A 15,935-nucleotide genomic window follows, 5' to 3' on the forward strand; every position below is an offset into this window, starting at 1 on the left:
GGGTCACGCGGGGCGGCGCCGGGGTGCGGCGCCCGGGCGCATCATCGCCTCGAGCTCCGGCTCCGCGTCGGCGGTGGTGAGCAGCAGCAGCTCGTCGTGCGCCTCGAGGGAGTCGTCGGCCGTGGGGCCGAAGGGGCGACCGTCGCGGATGATGCCGACGAGGAGGGTGTCGGCAGGGAAGTCGATGTCGCCGACGCGACGCCCGACATTGGGGTTGTCGGCGGGCAGGGTGATCTCGGCCATCGACGCATTGCCCTGCTGGAAGTCGAAGATGCGCACGAGGTCGCCGACGCTCACGGCCTCCTCGACGAGAGCGGTCATCAGGCGCGGCGTCGAGACGGCGACGTCGACACCCCAGGACTCGTCGAACATCCACTCGTTCTTGGGGTTGTTGACGCGGGCGACGGTGCGCGGGACGCCGAACTCGGTCTTGGCGAGCAGCGAGACGACGAGGTTGGCCTTGTCGTCACCCGTGGCGCAGACGACGACGTCGCAGGTCTGGACCTCGGCCTCCTGGAGCGTCGAGAGCTCGCAGGCGTCGCCGGAGAGCCAGCTGGCGTCCGGCAGCTTGTTGACCCGGCTCTCGTTGGCGTCCTTGTCGATGAGCAGGACGGCGTGCTCGTTCTGCAGGAGCTCCTGGGCGATGGACCGGCCGACCGACCCGGCGCCGACGATGACGACACGCATGACTCAGACCTCCTGCGGGGGGTGGCCGTCGAGGACGCGCTCGACGTCGGGGACACGGTCGCGCGGGATGACGAGGTGCACGAGGTCGCCCTCCTGGTGGACCGTCTCGGGGCCGGGGATGATGCCCTCGCCGAGGCGGGTGACATAGGCGATGCGGGCGTCGGTCGCCTCCTCGAGTCGCGTCAGGCGATGGCCGACCCAGGCCGGGGAGACCTGGATCTCGGCGATGACGAGGCGGCCGGAGGCGTCGGTCATCTCGGTCGCCTGCCCCTGGGGGAGCATGCGCCGCAACACCTGGTCGGCGGTCCAGCGCACGGTCGCGACCGTGGGGATGCCCAGGCGCTGGTAGACCTGCGCCCGGTCCGGGTCGTAGATGCGGGCGACGACGTGCTCGACCCCGAAGGTCTCGCGGGCCACCCGGGCGGCGAGGATGTTGGAGTTGTCGCCGCTGGAGACCGCCGCGAGGGCATAGGCCTCCTCGATGCCGGCCTGCAGGAGGGTGTCGCGGTCGAAGCCGACGCCGGCCACGCGGCGCCCGCTGAACTCGCTGCCGAGGCGGCGGAAGGCGGCCGGGTCCTGGTCGACGACGGCCACGTCGTGCCCGAGGCGCTCGAGGGATCGGGCGAGCGAGGCGCCCACGCGGCCGCAGCCCATGATGACGAAGTGCACGGGTTGACGGTACCCCTCCCGGGACGGGCCTACACTCGCGTGGTGTCTTCAGGACGACTCATCAAGCGTCTCCTCGTCGGTCGCGCGATGCGCAGCGATCGGCTCGGCGAGACCCTCCTTCCCAAGCGGCTCGCCCTACCCGTCTTCGCCAGCGACGCACTGAGCTCCGTGGCCTACGCCCCGGACGAGATCCTGCTCACCCTGGGGCTCGCCGGAGGCGCCCTCGCCGTCACCCGGTCGTGGCCGGTCGCGCTCGCCGTCGTCGCGGTCATGGTCGTCGTCGTCGCGAGCTATCGGCAGAACGTGCACGCCTACCCTTCGGGCGGAGGCGACTACGAGGTCGCGAGCACCAATCTCGGCCCCAAGGCCGGCCTGACCGTCGCGAGCGCGCTGCTCGTCGACTACGTCCTCACCGTCGCCGTGTCGATCTCCTCGGGCGTGCAGAATGCCGCGGCCGCCTTCCCCTGGCTGCGCGGGCACGAGGTGCTCGGTGCGCTCGCCCTCGTCGCCGCCCTCACGGGGATGAACCTGCGCGGCGTGCGCGAGTCGGGCAAGGCCTTCGCCATCCCGACCTATCTCTTCATGCTGTCGGTCGTCGGCATGGCGCTCGTCGGCCTCGTGCGCCGGGCCACCGGCTCCCTGCCGCCCGCCGAGAGCGCGGGGCTGACGCTGGCCCCGGAGCCGGGCATGGAGCAGCTCGGCACGCTCGCCATGGCCTTCCTGCTGCTGCGCGCCTTCTCGTCCGGCTGTGCCGCGCTCACCGGTGTCGAGGCGATCAGCAACGGCGTGCCCGCCTTCCGCAAGCCCAAGAGCGCCAACGCCGCCTCGACGCTGCTGCTCATGGGCGGCATCGCCGTCACCATGCTGCTGTCGATGATCGCGCTCGCCACGTGGACCGGGGTCAAGGTCGCCGACGACCCGGCCACGCAGCTGCTGCGTGACGGCGTCCCAGTGGGGGACAGCTATGTCCAGCACACGGTGATGGCGCAGGTGGCCAGCTCGGTCTTCGACGGGTTCCCTGCGGGGGTCGTGATCGTCTCGGTCGTCACCGGCCTGATCCTCGTGCTCGCCGCCAACACGGCATTCAACGGATTCCCCGTGCTCGGCTCGATCCTCGCCCGCGACGGCTTCCTGCCCCGGCAGCTGCACACGCGCGGCGACCGGCTCGCCTTCAGCAACGGCATCATCCTGCTCGCGGCGTCCGCGGCGCTGCTCATCGTCATCTACGACGCGCAGGTCACCAAGCTCATCCAGCTCTACATCGTCGGCGTCTTCGTCTCCTTCACGCTCAGCCAGATCGGCATGGTCCGGCACTGGAACCGGCACCTCGCCGTGGAGAAGGACGTCCCGGAGCAGCGGCGGATGGTGCGCCGCCGGGCGATCAACGGCGTCGGCGCGCTGATGTCCGGGGTCGTCCTCGTCGTCGTCGTCCTCACGAAGTTCACCCACGGCGCCGGCTTCGCGATGGCCGCGATGGCCGCGCTCTTCGTCCTCATGGGCGCGATCAGCAAGCACTACCAGCACGTGAGCCAGGAGCTCGCCGTGCCCGAGGGCGACACGAAGCACCAACTGCTGCCCTCGCGCGTGCACGCCATCGTGCTCGTCAGCACGATCCACCGGCCGACGCTGCGGGCCCTCGCCTATGCCTCGGCGACCCGGCCCTCGCGGCTCGAGGCGATCACCGTCGAGGTCGACCACGAGGCGACGCGCGGCCTGCAGGCCGAGTGGGACCGGCGGGGCATCCCGGTGCCGCTCAAGGCGCTCGACTCGCCCTACCGCGAGATCACCCGGCCGGTCGTCGACTACGTCAAGTCGATCCGGTCGGGCAACCCCCGCGACCTCGTCGTCGTCTACATCCCGCAGTACGTGCTCGGCCACTGGTGGGAGCAGGCCCTGCACAACCAGTCGGCGCTGCGGCTGCGCAGTCGCCTGCTCTTCACCCCGGGTGTCATGGTGTCCTCCGTGCCCTGGCAGCTGGCGAGCTCCGAGGGCGCCGAGGAACGCATGGACGGCCCCGTGGTGGGCGACGTACGACGAGGTGGAGCATGACCGGACCGAGCGCAGACGAGCTGACCGTGGGGCACGAGGTCGACGTCGAGGTGGGCCCCGTCGCGCACGGCGGGCACTGCGTGGCCCGCTACGAGGGGCGGGTGCTCTTCGTCCGGCACACGCTGCCGGGAGAGCGGGTGCGTGCCCGGATCACCGAAGGGGGTCCCGGTGACCGCTTCCTGCGGGCCGACGCCGTCGAGGTCGTCGAGGCATCACCGCACCGCGTCTCCTCCCGCTGCCCGGTCGCCGGGCCCGGCGGGTGCGGAGGCTGCGACTTCCAGCACGTCGACACCGCCCACCAGCGCGAGCTCAAGGCGGCCGTCGTCGCGGAGCAGCTGCAGCGGCTCGCGGGGGTCGAGCGGGAGGTCGTCGTCGAGGCGCTTGCCGACGACGACGGGCTGCGCTACCGCACCCGGGTCGAGCTCGCCGTTGCGGACGGTCGCATCGGCCTGCGCCGGCACCGCAGCCACGACGTCGTGCCGGTGACCGGCTGCCCGATCGGGGTCGCGGCCGTCGACGAGGCGATCACCGACGCGCTCGCCGAGACCGAGAGCGCGCCCGGCGCGCTCGACGGGATCAGCGCGCTCGACGTCGTCGTCCCGTCGGGGGAGAGCGACACCGTCGTCGTCGAGGTCCCGCACGACGCGCCGACCCCGCCGATCACCGTGACCGAGACCGTCGTGACCGCAGCAGGGGAGCGGGCCATGCACGTCGACGCCCGGGGCTTCTGGCAGGTGCACCGGGATGCCCCCCGCGCCTTCGTCGAGGCCGTGCTGGCCGCCGCGGACGTCCGGCCGGGGGAGCGGGTGCTCGACCTCTACAGCGGCGTTGGCCTCTTCTCCGTCCCGCTCGCCGAGGCCGTGGGCCCCGAGGGTCAGCTCGTCGCCGTCGAGTCCGACCGCCGGGCCACCGACCACCTGCGCGACAACCTCGCCGGTCACCCGTGGGGCCTCGTCGTGCCGGGTCGCGTCGACGACCTGCTCGGCGTGCCCCGCAAGGGCCGCCGCCGCGGGCCGCGCCGCCCGGCGCGCTCCGACCTGCTGCCGCCGAGCGCGGACGTCGTCGTCCTGGACCCGCCCCGCACCGGGGCCGGACGCCAGGTCGTCGAGGCGCTCACCTCCCTTCGCCCGCGTCGTCTCGTCTACGTCGCCTGCGACCCCGCGGCACTGGCCCGGGACACCGCCTACCTCGCGGACCAGGGCTTCGACCTGGCGGGCCTGCGGGCCTTCGACGCCTTCCCGATGACCCACCACGTCGAGTGCGTGGCCACCTTCGAGCCGAAGGGGGCGCCGCCCGCCCCGTGACAGGGGAGGGCGACGTGGGGAAGAGTGCAGGGGAGCGCGCCGGTGGGTTCGCGTCCGCAGGCGCTGTGATAGTTTTATCTTGACGTCAAGATAACCACGACAGAGGAGTCGACTGTGGCCAGCTCGAACACCTTCAACGCCAAGGACACGCTCACCGTCGGTGACGAGTCCTACGAGATCTACCGGATCGACAAGGTCGAGGGCTCGAAGAACCTGCCCTACAGCCTCAAGGTCCTGCTGGAGAACCAGCTGCGCACCGAGGACGGCGAGAACGTCACCGCCGACCACATCAACGCGCTCGGCTCCTGGGACGAGAACGCCCAGCCCGAGACCGAGATCCAGTTCACGCCCGCCCGCGTGATCATGCAGGACTTCACCGGCGTCCCCTGCGTCGTCGACCTCGCCACGATGCGCGAGGCCGTCGCCGAGCTCGGAGGCGACCCGACGAAGATCAACCCGCTCGCGCCCGCCGAGCTCGTCATCGACCACTCCGTGCAGATCGACGAGTTCGGCACGGCACAGGCCTTCGCGCACAACGTCGACTTCGAGTACGAGCGCAACAACGAGCGCTACCAGTTCCTGCGCTGGGGCCAGACGGCCTTCGACGACTTCAAGGTCGTCCCCCCGGGCACCGGCATCGTCCACCAGGTCAACATCGAGCACCTGGCCCGCGTCACGATGACCCGCGACGGCGTCGCCTACCCCGACACCTGCGTCGGCACCGACTCGCACACGACGATGGAGAACGGCCTGGGCGTCCTGGGCTGGGGCGTCGGCGGCATCGAGGCCGAGGCGGCCATGCTCGGCCAGCCGGTCTCCATGCTCATCCCGCGCGTCGTCGGCTTCAAGCTCTCCGGCTCGATCCCGGCCGGCGCCACCGCGACCGACGTCGTCCTGACGATCACCGAGATGCTGCGTGACCACGGCGTCGTCGGCAAGTTCGTCGAGTTCTACGGCGAGGGCGTCGCCCAGGTGCCGCTGGCCAACCGCGCCACCATCGGCAACATGAGCCCCGAGTTCGGCTCGACCGCCGCGATGTTCCCCATCGACGACGTCACCCTCGACTACCTGCGCCTCACCGGCCGCTCCGAGCAGCAGGTCGCCCTCGTCGAGGCCTACGCCAAGACGCAGGGCATGTGGCACGACCCCTCCGTCGAGCCGCGCTTCTCCGAGTACCTCGAGCTCGACCTGTCGACGGTCGTCCCGTCGATCGCCGGCCCGAAGCGCCCGCAGGACCGCATCGCGGTCACCGAGGCCAAGGAGCAGTTCCGCGGCGACCTGAAGAACTACGTCGTCGACGGCAACGGCATCGAGAAGTCCTCGGTCGACGCCGAGCTCGCCGGCACCTTCCCGGCCTCCGACTCCCCGAGCCACGACGCACTCGAGGCGTCCGAGAGCGCCGGTCGGCCGTCGCACTCCGAGCCGCGCGCCAACGGTGACCGGGCCTCCAACCCGGCGAAGGCCGTCATCGACGGCGCCGAGGTCGAGATCGACCACGGCCACGTCGTCATCGCCTCGATCACCAGCTGCACCAACACGTCCAACCCGTCGGTCATGATGGCCGCCGCGATGCTCGCGAAGAACGCCGTCGAGCGCGGCCTGCAGGTCAAGCCGTGGGTCAAGACGTCGATGGCGCCGGGCTCGAAGGTCGTCACCGAGTACTACGAGAAGGCCGGCATGTGGCCCTACCTCGAGAAGCTCGGCTACCACCTCGTCGGCTACGGCTGCACGACGTGCATCGGCAACTCGGGCCCGATCATCGAGGAGGTCTCGCAGGCGGTCAACGCCAACGACCTCGCCGTGACCTCGGTCCTCTCCGGCAACCGCAACTTCGAGGGGCGCATCAACCCCGACGTGAAGATGAACTACCTCGCGTCGCCGCCGCTCGTCATCGCCTACGCGCTCGCCGGCACGATGGACTTCGACTTCGAGACCGAGGCCCTCGGCCAGGACGCCGACGGCAACGACGTCTTCCTCAAGGACATCTGGCCCAACCCGGCCGACGTGCAGAGCACGATCGACACCGCGGTCACGCAGGAGATGTTCACCGAGAAGTACGCGGACGTCTTCGCCGGTGACGAGCGCTGGACCTCGCTCGAGACCCCCGAGGGCAACACCTTCGAGTGGGCCGACGAGTCGACCTACGTGCGCAAGCCCCCGTACTTCGAGGGCATGAAGATGGACCTCGACGCCGTCGAGGACATCTCCGGTGCGCGCGTCCTGGCCAAGCTGGGTGACTCGGTCACGACCGACCACATCAGCCCGGCCGGTGCGATCAAGGCTGACAGCCCGGCGGGCGTCTACCTCGCCGAGCACGGCGTGGAGCGCAAGGACTTCAACTCCTACGGCTCGCGCCGTGGCAACCACGAGGTGATGATCCGCGGCACCTTCGCCAACATCCGGCTGAAGAACCAGCTGCTCGACGGCGTCGAGGGTGGCTTCACCCGCGACTTCCTCGGCGACGGCGGCCAGACGACGATCTTCGAGGCCTCGGAGAAGTACATCGAGGCCGGCGTCCCGCTCGTCGTCCTCGCGGGCAAGGAGTACGGCTCCGGCTCGTCGCGTGACTGGGCGGCCAAGGGCACGCGCCTGCTCGGCGTCCGCGCCGTCATCGCGCAGTCCTACGAGCGCATCCACCGCTCCAACCTCATCGGCATGGGCGTCATCCCGCTCCAGTTCCCCGAGGGGCAGAGCGCCGACTCGCTCGGCCTGGACGGCACCGAGACCTTCGACATCGCGGGCATCACCGAGCTCAACAACGGCTCGACGCCCAAGACGGTCAAGGTCACGGCGACCCGTGAGGGTGGCGAGAGCGTGGAGTTCGACGCGGTCGTGCGCATCGACACCCCCGGTGAGGCGGACTACTACCGCAACGGCGGCATCCTGCAGTACGTGCTGCGGTCGCTCGTCGGCTGACCTCCGACGCACCACCGAAGGGGGGTGGCCACCTACGGGTGGCCGCCCCCCTTCGTCGTGCGTGCTGTGCACGCTCCCCACCCTGCAGGACCCTGGGGTTGTGCAGGGTTGTGACCTCCGAACTCTGCAAGACCCTAGGGTTTTGCAGAGTTCTGGTGGGGTGGGTTCAGGGGCGTACACTCGAACACGTGTTCGATCAGTCAGTGCGTCCGCCGGTGCGGACGGCGCTGCCCGGGTCGCCGGGCGCGCGGACCGAGGCTGCGGGGGCGAAGGGGGGGCCGCCGGGGTGGCCGGACCGGGTCCCGCCGCCCGGGGTGCGCGGCTGGCAGCCGGCAGCGGTCTCGTGGCTGCTCGATCTGTGCCCGCCCGACTACCGCGGGCACGCGGTCCTGCGGCGCCACCCGGTCGCCCTGGCCTGGCTCGCGGAGCAGCACGTCGCCGCCCAGGTCGAGGCGATGCGACAGGCCTATCGCACCGTGCGGGTCGACCTCGCCGAGGCCCTGCCCGAGGGGACCGTCGACGCCCTGCTCGTGTGCCTCGAGCACGAGGGTCTGCGGCTGCGCTCGGCGCAGCGCAGCATCCTGCTGCTGCGCGAGGCGCTCGACGGCAACGTCTTCGTCGAGCGGCTGTGACCCCCTTCGCCCGACGTGGTGAGGACCGAGGCGGGTCACAGCCACGTGCCAGCCTTCGAGACGTAGACTCAGGCGGTCCCCGACACCGGAAGGAAGCCCGCGTGGCAGTCCTCGAGACGATCACCTCTCCCGCCGACCTCAAGCGACTCCCCGAGGAGCTGCTCGACACCCTGGCGCAGGAGATCCGTTCCTTCCTCGTCGCCGAGGTCTCACGCAGCGGCGGGCACCTCGGCCCCAACCTCGGCGTCGTCGAGCTGACCATCGCCCTGCACCGGGTCTTCGACTCGCCCGACGACACGCTCGTCTTCGACACCGGTCACCAGTCCTACGTGCACAAGCTGCTCACGGGGCGGCAGGACTTCAGCGCGCTGCGCACCCGTGACGGGCTCTCCGGCTACCCCAGCCGCGCCGAGTCCGAGCACGACGTGGTGGAGAACAGCCACGCCTCGACCTCTCTGTCGTGGGCCGAGGGCATCGCCAAGGGCTACCGCCTGCGCGGCGAGGAGCGGCACGCCGTCGCCGTCATCGGCGACGGTGCGCTCACCGGCGGCATGGCCTGGGAGGCGCTCAACAACATCGCGGCCGACAAGGACCTGCCGCTCGTCATCGTCGTCAACGACAACGAGCGCTCCTATGCGCCGACCATCGGCGGCCTCGCCGACCACCTCGCGATGCTGCGGACCAACCGTCAGTACGAGCAGGTGCTCGACTGGGGCAAGGACAAGCTCAACCGCACCCCGGTCGTCGGGCGGGCGGCCTACCAGGCCATCCACTCGATGAAGAAGGGCGCGAAGGACTTCTGGGCGCCGCAGGGGATGTTCGAGGACCTCGGCATCAAGTACGTCGGCCCCGTCGACGGGCACGACGAGGCGAGTGTCGAGCAGGCGCTGCGCCGGGCCAAGGCCTTCGGCGGGCCGGTCCTCGTCCACGTCATCACGCAGAAGGGCCGCGGCTACGAGCACGCGGTCGGTGACGAGGCCGACCAGTTCCACGCCGTCGGCAAGATCAACCCCGAGACCGGCCTGCCGCTCGAGATCGCCGGTCGCTCGTGGACCGACGAGTTCGGCGACGAGATGCTCGCGCTCGGGGCCGAGCGGCCCGAGGTCGTCGCGATCACCGCCGCGATGATGATGCCCGTCGGGCTGCAGCCCTTCGCGCTGGCCCACCCGGACCGGATCTTCGACGTCGGCATCGCCGAGCAGCACGCGACGACCATGGCGGCCGGACTCGCCTTCGCCGGGATGCACCCGGTCGTCGCGATCTACGCGACCTTCTTGAACCGCGCCTTCGACCAGCTGCTCATGGACTGCGCCATGCACAAGGCAGGCGTGACCTTCGTCCTCGACCGCTCCGGCGTGACCGGCCCCGACGGCGCCAGCCACCACGGCATGTGGGACATGTCGCTCGCGAGCATCGTGCCCGGCCTGCGCCTGGCCGCCCCCCGCGACGGGCAGCAGATCAGGGTCGCCCTGCGCGAGGCCGTCGACGTCGAGGACGGCCCGACGGTCATCCGCTTCCCCAAGGGCAGCGTCGCCGACCCGCTCGAGGCCGTCGCGACGGTCGACGGGCTCGACGTCCTCGCCGGTGACCCGGCGGTCGACCCCGAGGTGCTCGTCGTCTCGGTCGGCTCGATGGCCGGCACGGCGACGACGGTCGCCGAAAAGCTTGCGGCAGAGGGCCACTCGACGCTGGTCGTCGACCCCCGCTGGGTCCTGCCGGTGCCCGCTGCCCTCGTCGAGCTCGCCGCTCGCTCCGGCCGGGTCGCCGTCATCGAGGACAACAACGTCTCCGGCGGCGTCGGCGCCGAGGTCGCCCGCGTCCTCGACGAGGCCGGGGTCACCGCCCCGGTGCACCGCTTCGGCCTGCCCAAGGAGTTCCTCGCCCACGCCTCGCGGGCCCAGGTGCTCGAGAGCGTCGGGCTGACTCCCGAGCCGATCGTCGAGCGGCTGCGCGCGCACCTCTGAACCGACCACGAGACGAAGGGGGCGGAACCCCCTTCGTCGTGGTGCGGCATGCCATGACCCGGCGCCAAGAGTGGTGCGACAACCCACGCCACGGCGTGACCGCCACCGGTTGACTCCCGCCATCGGTCGAGCGTCAACGGTTCTCGTTGCAGCAAAGGCGCGAGCGCTCGCCGGGGTGGAGGTCCTGCCATGTCCATGTCGTGGAAGCTCGCTCTCGCGAGCGTCGCCGTCAGCCTGAGTGTCACCGCGTGCGGTGCCCCCGGCAGCCCCGGGTCGGGCGGCGACGGGGGAGACGCGGACGGGCCGCACAAGGTGGGCCTCGTCTACAGCAAGTCGGGACCACTCGCGACGTACGGCGCCCAGTACCGCGCCGCCTTCGACGCCGGCATCGACTACGCCACCGACGGCACCGGAGAGGTCGACGGCCAGCCGATCGAGATCACCGAGAAGGACGACGCCGGCGACCCGGCCAAGGCCGTCTCCGGCGCCACCGACCTCATCGGCCAGGACACGAAGATCATCGCCGGCTCGACGGCCTCGGGCGTGGCCCTGCAGGTCGCCCCGCTGGCCGAGGACAACAAGGTTCTCTTCATCTCCGGTCCGGCGGCGGTCGACGGCGTCACGGGCGCCAACGACTACACCTTCCGCTCCGGCCGCCAGACCTATCAGGACGTCGCGACCGCCGGGACGATGCTCGGCGACGTCAAGGGCAAGAAGGTCACCGTCCTGGCCCAGGACAGCGCCTTCGGCACCGCCAACATCGACGCGGTCAAGAGCGTGCTCGGTGCCCAGGGCGCGAAGGTGACCGCCGTCGAGGCGCCTGCGGGAGCCAAGGACTTCACCCCCTTCGCCACGAAGATCAAGGCCGGATCGCCCGACCTGCTCTTCGTCGCGTGGGCCGGCGACAACGCGACCGCGATGTGGAGCACGCTGTCCCAGCAGGGGGTCTTCGACGAGACCAAGGTCGTCACCGGCCTCGACATCAAGGCGACGCACGCGCTCTTCGGCGAGGCCGGGACCAAGATCGACTTCCTCAGCCACTTCTTCGCCGGTGCCGCCGACAACGAGGCCTACACCGCGCTGGAGGAGAGCCTGGCGAAGGACGGCGAGGAGGTCGACCTCTTCAGCACCGACGGCTTCGTCGCCGGCCAGATGGTCGTCCAGGCGATCAAGGAGGGCGGCAACGACCCGGACAAGATGGTCAAGGCCCTCGAGGGGTGGAGCTTCGAGGGGCCCAAGGGGCCGATGGAGATCCGCGCCGAGGACCACGCGCTGCTGCAGCCGATGTTCACCGTGTCGCTGGAGAAGAAGGGCAAGAACTTCGTGCCCGTCCTCGGCAAGACGATCGACGCCGCGGACGTGGCCCCGCCCGTCGCCGGGTCGAAGTGATCGCCGCTGCCGGTGTCGGGTGGCGCATCGGCGGCGCGCGGATCCTCGAGGACATCACGCTCGAGGTCGGCGTCGGCGAGCTGCTCGGCATCATCGGTCCCAACGGCGCGGGCAAGTCCTCGCTCGTCAACATCCTCTCCGGCGTCACCCGGCCGAGCGACGGGCGAGTGACGCTGGGGGAGGACGACGTCACCCGGCTGAGCGCGACGAAGCGCGCCCGTCGGGGGCTCGCCCGGTCCTTCCAGACCTCGGCGCTCTTCGACGGGCTGTCCGCGAGGGAGAACGTGCGGCTGGCCATCCAGGCGGCGGGGCCGGCGCCCTTCTCGCCCTTCCGTGCGGCCGGCGCCGTCGGCGGGGACCGGATCGACGACCTGCTCGCACGGGTGCGGATGCCCGGGAAGGGGCAGACCCTCGCCCGGGACCTGTCGCACGGCGATCGCCGCAAGCTCGAGCTGGCGATGGCGCTCGCGTCCGACCCCAAGGTGCTCCTGCTCGACGAACCCATGGCCGGCGTCTCGGCCGAGGACGTCGACGGGCTCACCGAGATCATCGGCGACGTGCGCGACAGCGGTGTCTCGGTCGCCATGGTCGAGCACCACATGCACGTCGTGCTCGGCCTCGCCGACCGGGTGGCCGTGCTGCACCACGGTCAGCTGCTCGCCGTCGGCAGCCCGACCGAGGTCACCTCGGACGAGCGCGTCCAGCAGGCCTACCTGGGAGAAGCACTGTGAACGACACGACCACGCCGCCGGTCCTCACCGTCGAGGACCTCCACGTGCGCTACGGCGGCTCGCACATCCTCCAGGGCGTCTCCTTCGAGGTGCCGTCCACCGGGGTCACCGCCCTCCTCGGGCGCAATGGCGTCGGCAAGACGACGACCCTCAAGGCGCTGCTCGGGCTGGCCCCTCGCACGGGCACGATCCGGCTCGACGGGCAGGAGATCCAGGGACGTCAGACGGTCCGGATCGTCCGCGACGGGATCGGGTACGTCCCCGAGGACCGGGAGGTCTTCGGTGGCCTGAGCGTCGACGAGAACCTGCGCCTCGTCGACGCGGCTGCCGGGGCGGACGCTCCGATCGTGCGTGACCTCTTCCCCGACCTGGTGACCCGCAGGGACCAGCGGGCGGGGACGCTTTCCGGCGGGCAGCAGCAGATGGTCTCGCTCGCGCGGGTCCTCCTGCGGGACAACCGGTTGCTCCTCATCGACGAGCCGACCAAGGGGCTGGCGCCCAAGCTCGTCACCGAGGTCGCCGACGTCCTCGCCGAGGTGGCTCGCACGACCCCGATCCTGCTCGTGGAGCAGAACCTGCCGCTCGTGCGCCGCATCGCCGACACCGTCGTCGTCCTCGACGCCGGCAGCGTCGTGCACACCGGCACGGCGGCCGACCTCGTCGCCGACCAGGAGCTCACCCGCGAGCTGCTCGGCGTGTCCATGCGAAGGGAGAGCGCGGCATGAGCGACCTGACCCTGATCCTCGGTACCGGCCTCGGGCTGGGCGCGCTGTACTTCCTCGCCGCGGCCGGGCTCAGCCTCATCTACGGCCTGATGGGCGTGCTCAACTTCGCCCACGGTGCCTTCATGATGGCCGGCGCCTATGCCGGCTGGGAGACCATGCAGCGGCTGCCCGGCGAGCTGTCCGTCAGCCTGCGGCTGCTCGCCGCGGTCGTCGTGGCGCTCCTCGTCGGGGCCCTCATCGGCGTGGTCGTCGAGGTCTGCCTCATCCGCCCCCTCTACAAGCACCACATCCAGCAGGTGCTCGTCACCGTCGGGCTCTCCCTCGCGGCGGTCGCCGTCGCCCAGGCCGTCTGGTCCGCCGACCCCAAGCCGGTGGAGAAGCCGTCGTGGATGGCGTCGACGACCCAGCTCGCTGGCGCGCACCTGCCCAACGACCGGCTGCTCTTCGTCCTCGTGGCCGGGCTCGTCTTCGCGGGGTTGCACGCCCTGCTGCGCTACACGCGCCTCGGGCTGGTGATCCGGGCCGGCGTCGAGAACCGCACGATGGTCGAGGCACTCGGCATCAACGTGCGGGCGACCTTCACCATCGTCTTCGCGATGGGCGGGGCCGCCGCCGCGCTCGCCGGTGTCCTGTACTCGCAGTACGCCGGCTCGGTGTCGCCCGCCCAGGGTGGCTCGCTGCTCATCTACGCCTTCATCGTCGTCGTCATCGGGGGCATGGGGTCGCTCACCGGCACCGCGGTTGCCGCGGTCGCCGTCGGGCTGGTGCAGCAGCTCGCCAACTACTACGCGGCCAGCGGTGTCGGCGACCTGTCCGTCGTCCTCCTGCTGGCCCTCGTCCTGCTGGCTCGTCCCGCCGCCATGAAGGGAGCACCCGCATGAGTGCCCGATCGGTCGCCAAGGCCCTCCCGGGCCTGGCCCTCCTGCTCGTCCTCGTCGCCCTGCCCTACGTGTCGGCGACGGTCCCGGGCGTGCTGCCCGGCCGGGTCAACGGCCCCGGCTCCTTGCAGCTGCTCGCCACCTGCTTCATCTTCGCCGGCTTCGCGCTGGGCTACGACGTGATCTTCGGCCGCACCGGTCTGCTGAGCTTCGGCCACGCGCTCTTCGTCGCGGTCCTCCTCTCGCTCGGGGTGACGCTCCTCCTCGCGCTCGTGGTGGGTGGCATCGCCCTGCGGGTCGGTGGCATCGCCTTCGCCATGGTGACGCTCGCCTTCGCCCAGGCCGCGTCGATCATCGTGCTGCGCAACCCCGGCGACGTCACCGGCGGTGAGGAGGGGCTCATCCTCCGCCGTGAGGCGGTCCCGGCGCTGCTCGTCGGGGTGCACAACGCCCCCTACCGCTACTGGCTCGCGCTCGCCTTCGTCGTCCTCGCCTTCGTCGCCGTGGCGCTGCTCGTCCGCACCCGCGCCGGGCACGCCATGGCCGCCGTCCGTGAGAACGAAGCGCGTGCCGCCGTCCTCGGCTACGACGTCTACCGGGTCAAGCTCCTGGCGATCGTCGTCGGCGCCCTCCTCGGTGGCCTCGGAGGCATCGTGCACGCCATCGTCCTCGGCGGCTCGAGTCCGCACGTCACGACGACCGAGTTCACCCTCGCGCTGCTCGTCATGGTCGTCCTCGGGGGAGCGGGTCGGCTGTGGGGCGCGGTCGTCGGCGGGTTCGTCTACCACTACGCCGACGCCCGGCTGGTCGAGGTGAGCGGCTCGTCGGCCGTCGCCGCCATGCCCGACATCGTCCAGCGCCTGCTCGGGGAGCCGCTGCTCATCCTCGGCGTGCTCTTCATCGTCGTCGTGTACTTCGCGCCCGAGGGGCTCACCGGCCTGGGCGCCCGACTGCTGCAGCGCTCCCGGTCCGGCCGATCCCGGCAGACCGAGGGCGCTCGGGGCCTCCTGCCGAGGAGGTCGGACGCATGAGCCCCGACGAGTCGACCTTCGTCATCGAGCAGCCCGTGGGCTCGCTCGCGGTCCACGACCTCACCGTCGCGCCTGCGCGCGAGGGGGCGCCCGTCGTGCTTGCCGTCCACGGCATCACCGCCAACGGGCTCTCGTGGCGTGCGCTCGCCGACGAGCTGCACCGACGTCACGGGCCGGGCGCGGTCCGGGTGCTCGCACCGGACCTGCGGGGCCGTGCGGCCAGCCGTGAGGCGTCGGGCCCCTATGGTCTGGCGGTCCACGCCCAGGACCTGGCCACGATCTCGGCGGTCTTCGGCGTGCGGCCGGTCGTCGTCGGGCACTCGATGGGAGCCTTCGTCGCCGCGCTCGCCGCCGCAGCCCAACCGGGCCTCTTCAGCTCCGTCGTCCTCGTGGACGGTGGGCTGGCCTTCCCCGCACCTGCGGACCTCGACATCGACGCGGCCCTCCAGGCCGTGATCGGGCCGGCCATGGACCGCCTGGCGATGCGCTTCGAGAGCCCTTCGGCCCACCTGGGCTTCTGGGCCCGGCACCCTGCGGTCGGCCCGCTGCTCGCGGGTCCGGCGGCGTCCGTCGTGCGGGCCTACCTCGGTCACGACCTCGTGCCGGCGCCCGACGTGCCGGGCCGGTGGATGAGCTCGTGCATCCTCGACGCCGTCCGCGCGGACGGTGCCGACGTGCTCGCCGACGCGACCGTGCACGCGGCCGCACGTCGAGCGCTCGAGCAGGACGTGCACCTCGAGCTCGTGTGGGCCGAGCGGGGGCTCATGGACGAGCCCCAGGGGCTCTACGACGAGTCCCGGCTGGCGGCGCTCGACCTCCCTTCGTCCCTGGCGACGCACCGGGTCGCGGCCAACCACTACGACGTCATCCTCACCGGAGAGGGGCTGACGACCGTCGCCGACGTCGTCGACCGATCGTTGGGCGACGGGTAGAGGTGCCAGCGACCGGATAGTCGGTCGG

The 15,935-nt window shown here is 71.4% G+C and carries 13 protein-coding genes; 11 read left to right on the forward strand and 2 right to left on the reverse strand.

Annotated features, from left to right (window positions below):
* Window positions 1-3 precede the first annotated feature (3 nt).
* Both ACQBJO_RS07405 and ACQBJO_RS07410 read right to left on the reverse strand, forming a co-directional pair.
* The gene (locus ACQBJO_RS07405) at window positions 4-687 is read right to left on the reverse strand and encodes a potassium channel family protein (protein ID WP_255186117.1); all 684 of its coding nucleotides are present in this window, start codon (window positions 685-687) and stop codon (window positions 4-6) included.
* Window positions 688-690: 3 nt separating this feature from the next.
* A complete protein-coding gene (locus tag ACQBJO_RS07410; RefSeq protein ID WP_421008536.1) occupies window positions 691-1,356 on the reverse strand; it encodes a potassium channel family protein in 666 nt (221 codons plus the stop codon).
* 39 nt (window positions 1,357-1,395) lie between these two features.
* Here ACQBJO_RS07410 and ACQBJO_RS07415 point away from each other — a divergent pair, with 39 nt between their 5' ends.
* The 11 genes from ACQBJO_RS07415 to ACQBJO_RS07465 all read left to right on the forward strand — a co-directional run bounded on the left by ACQBJO_RS07415 (window position 1,396) and on the right by ACQBJO_RS07465 (window position 15,907).
* Window positions 1,396-3,405: an APC family permease gene (locus ACQBJO_RS07415; protein ID WP_421008535.1), complete on the forward strand. Its 2,010-nt coding sequence runs from the start codon at window positions 1,396-1,398 to the stop codon at window positions 3,403-3,405.
* The gene (locus ACQBJO_RS07420; protein WP_421008534.1) at window positions 3,402-4,709 is read left to right on the forward strand and encodes a class I SAM-dependent RNA methyltransferase; all 1,308 of its coding nucleotides are present in this window, start codon (window positions 3,402-3,404) and stop codon (window positions 4,707-4,709) included. The genes ACQBJO_RS07415 and ACQBJO_RS07420 overlap by 4 nt, the downstream gene beginning before the upstream one ends.
* Before the next feature lie 114 nt (window positions 4,710-4,823).
* Entirely contained in the window at window positions 4,824-7,625 is a 2,802-nt protein-coding gene (gene acnA / locus ACQBJO_RS07425; protein WP_421008533.1) for an aconitate hydratase AcnA, read from the forward strand.
* Window positions 7,626-7,813: 188 nt separating this feature from the next.
* Entirely contained in the window at window positions 7,814-8,257 is a 444-nt protein-coding gene (locus tag ACQBJO_RS07430; protein ID WP_421008532.1) for a hypothetical protein, read from the forward strand.
* Between the two features lie 101 nt (window positions 8,258-8,358).
* Window positions 8,359-10,221, forward strand: a complete 1,863-nt coding sequence (gene dxs / locus ACQBJO_RS07435) for a 1-deoxy-D-xylulose-5-phosphate synthase (protein ID WP_421008531.1) — start codon at window positions 8,359-8,361, stop codon at window positions 10,219-10,221.
* Between the two features lie 189 nt (window positions 10,222-10,410).
* Window positions 10,411-11,610: a substrate-binding domain-containing protein gene (locus tag ACQBJO_RS07440; RefSeq protein ID WP_421008530.1), complete on the forward strand. Its 1,200-nt coding sequence runs from the start codon at window positions 10,411-10,413 to the stop codon at window positions 11,608-11,610.
* Window positions 11,607-12,341, forward strand: a complete 735-nt coding sequence (locus ACQBJO_RS07445) for an ABC transporter ATP-binding protein (RefSeq protein ID WP_255186124.1) — start codon at window positions 11,607-11,609, stop codon at window positions 12,339-12,341. The genes ACQBJO_RS07440 and ACQBJO_RS07445 overlap by 4 nt, the downstream gene beginning before the upstream one ends.
* A complete protein-coding gene (locus tag ACQBJO_RS07450; RefSeq protein ID WP_255186125.1) occupies window positions 12,338-13,066 on the forward strand; it encodes an ABC transporter ATP-binding protein in 729 nt (242 codons plus the stop codon). Before ACQBJO_RS07445 ends, ACQBJO_RS07450 begins: the two co-directional genes overlap by 4 nt.
* Window positions 13,063-13,947: a branched-chain amino acid ABC transporter permease gene (locus ACQBJO_RS07455; protein WP_421008529.1), complete on the forward strand. Its 885-nt coding sequence runs from the start codon at window positions 13,063-13,065 to the stop codon at window positions 13,945-13,947. Before ACQBJO_RS07450 ends, ACQBJO_RS07455 begins: the two co-directional genes overlap by 4 nt.
* Window positions 13,944-14,975 carry a branched-chain amino acid ABC transporter permease gene (locus tag ACQBJO_RS07460; RefSeq protein ID WP_421008528.1) on the forward strand — a complete coding sequence of 344 codons (1,032 nt, stop codon included), beginning with the start codon at window positions 13,944-13,946 and terminating at the stop codon, window positions 14,973-14,975. The genes ACQBJO_RS07455 and ACQBJO_RS07460 overlap by 4 nt, the downstream gene beginning before the upstream one ends.
* The gene (locus ACQBJO_RS07465; RefSeq protein ID WP_421008527.1) at window positions 14,972-15,907 is read left to right on the forward strand and encodes an alpha/beta fold hydrolase; all 936 of its coding nucleotides are present in this window, start codon (window positions 14,972-14,974) and stop codon (window positions 15,905-15,907) included. The genes ACQBJO_RS07460 and ACQBJO_RS07465 overlap by 4 nt, the downstream gene beginning before the upstream one ends.
* The last annotated feature ends 28 nt before the right edge of the window (window positions 15,908-15,935 follow it).

It is taken from the genome of Janibacter zhangyanbonis (assembly GCF_050507325.1).
GTDB lineage: Bacteria > Actinomycetota > Actinomycetes > Actinomycetales > Dermatophilaceae > Janibacter.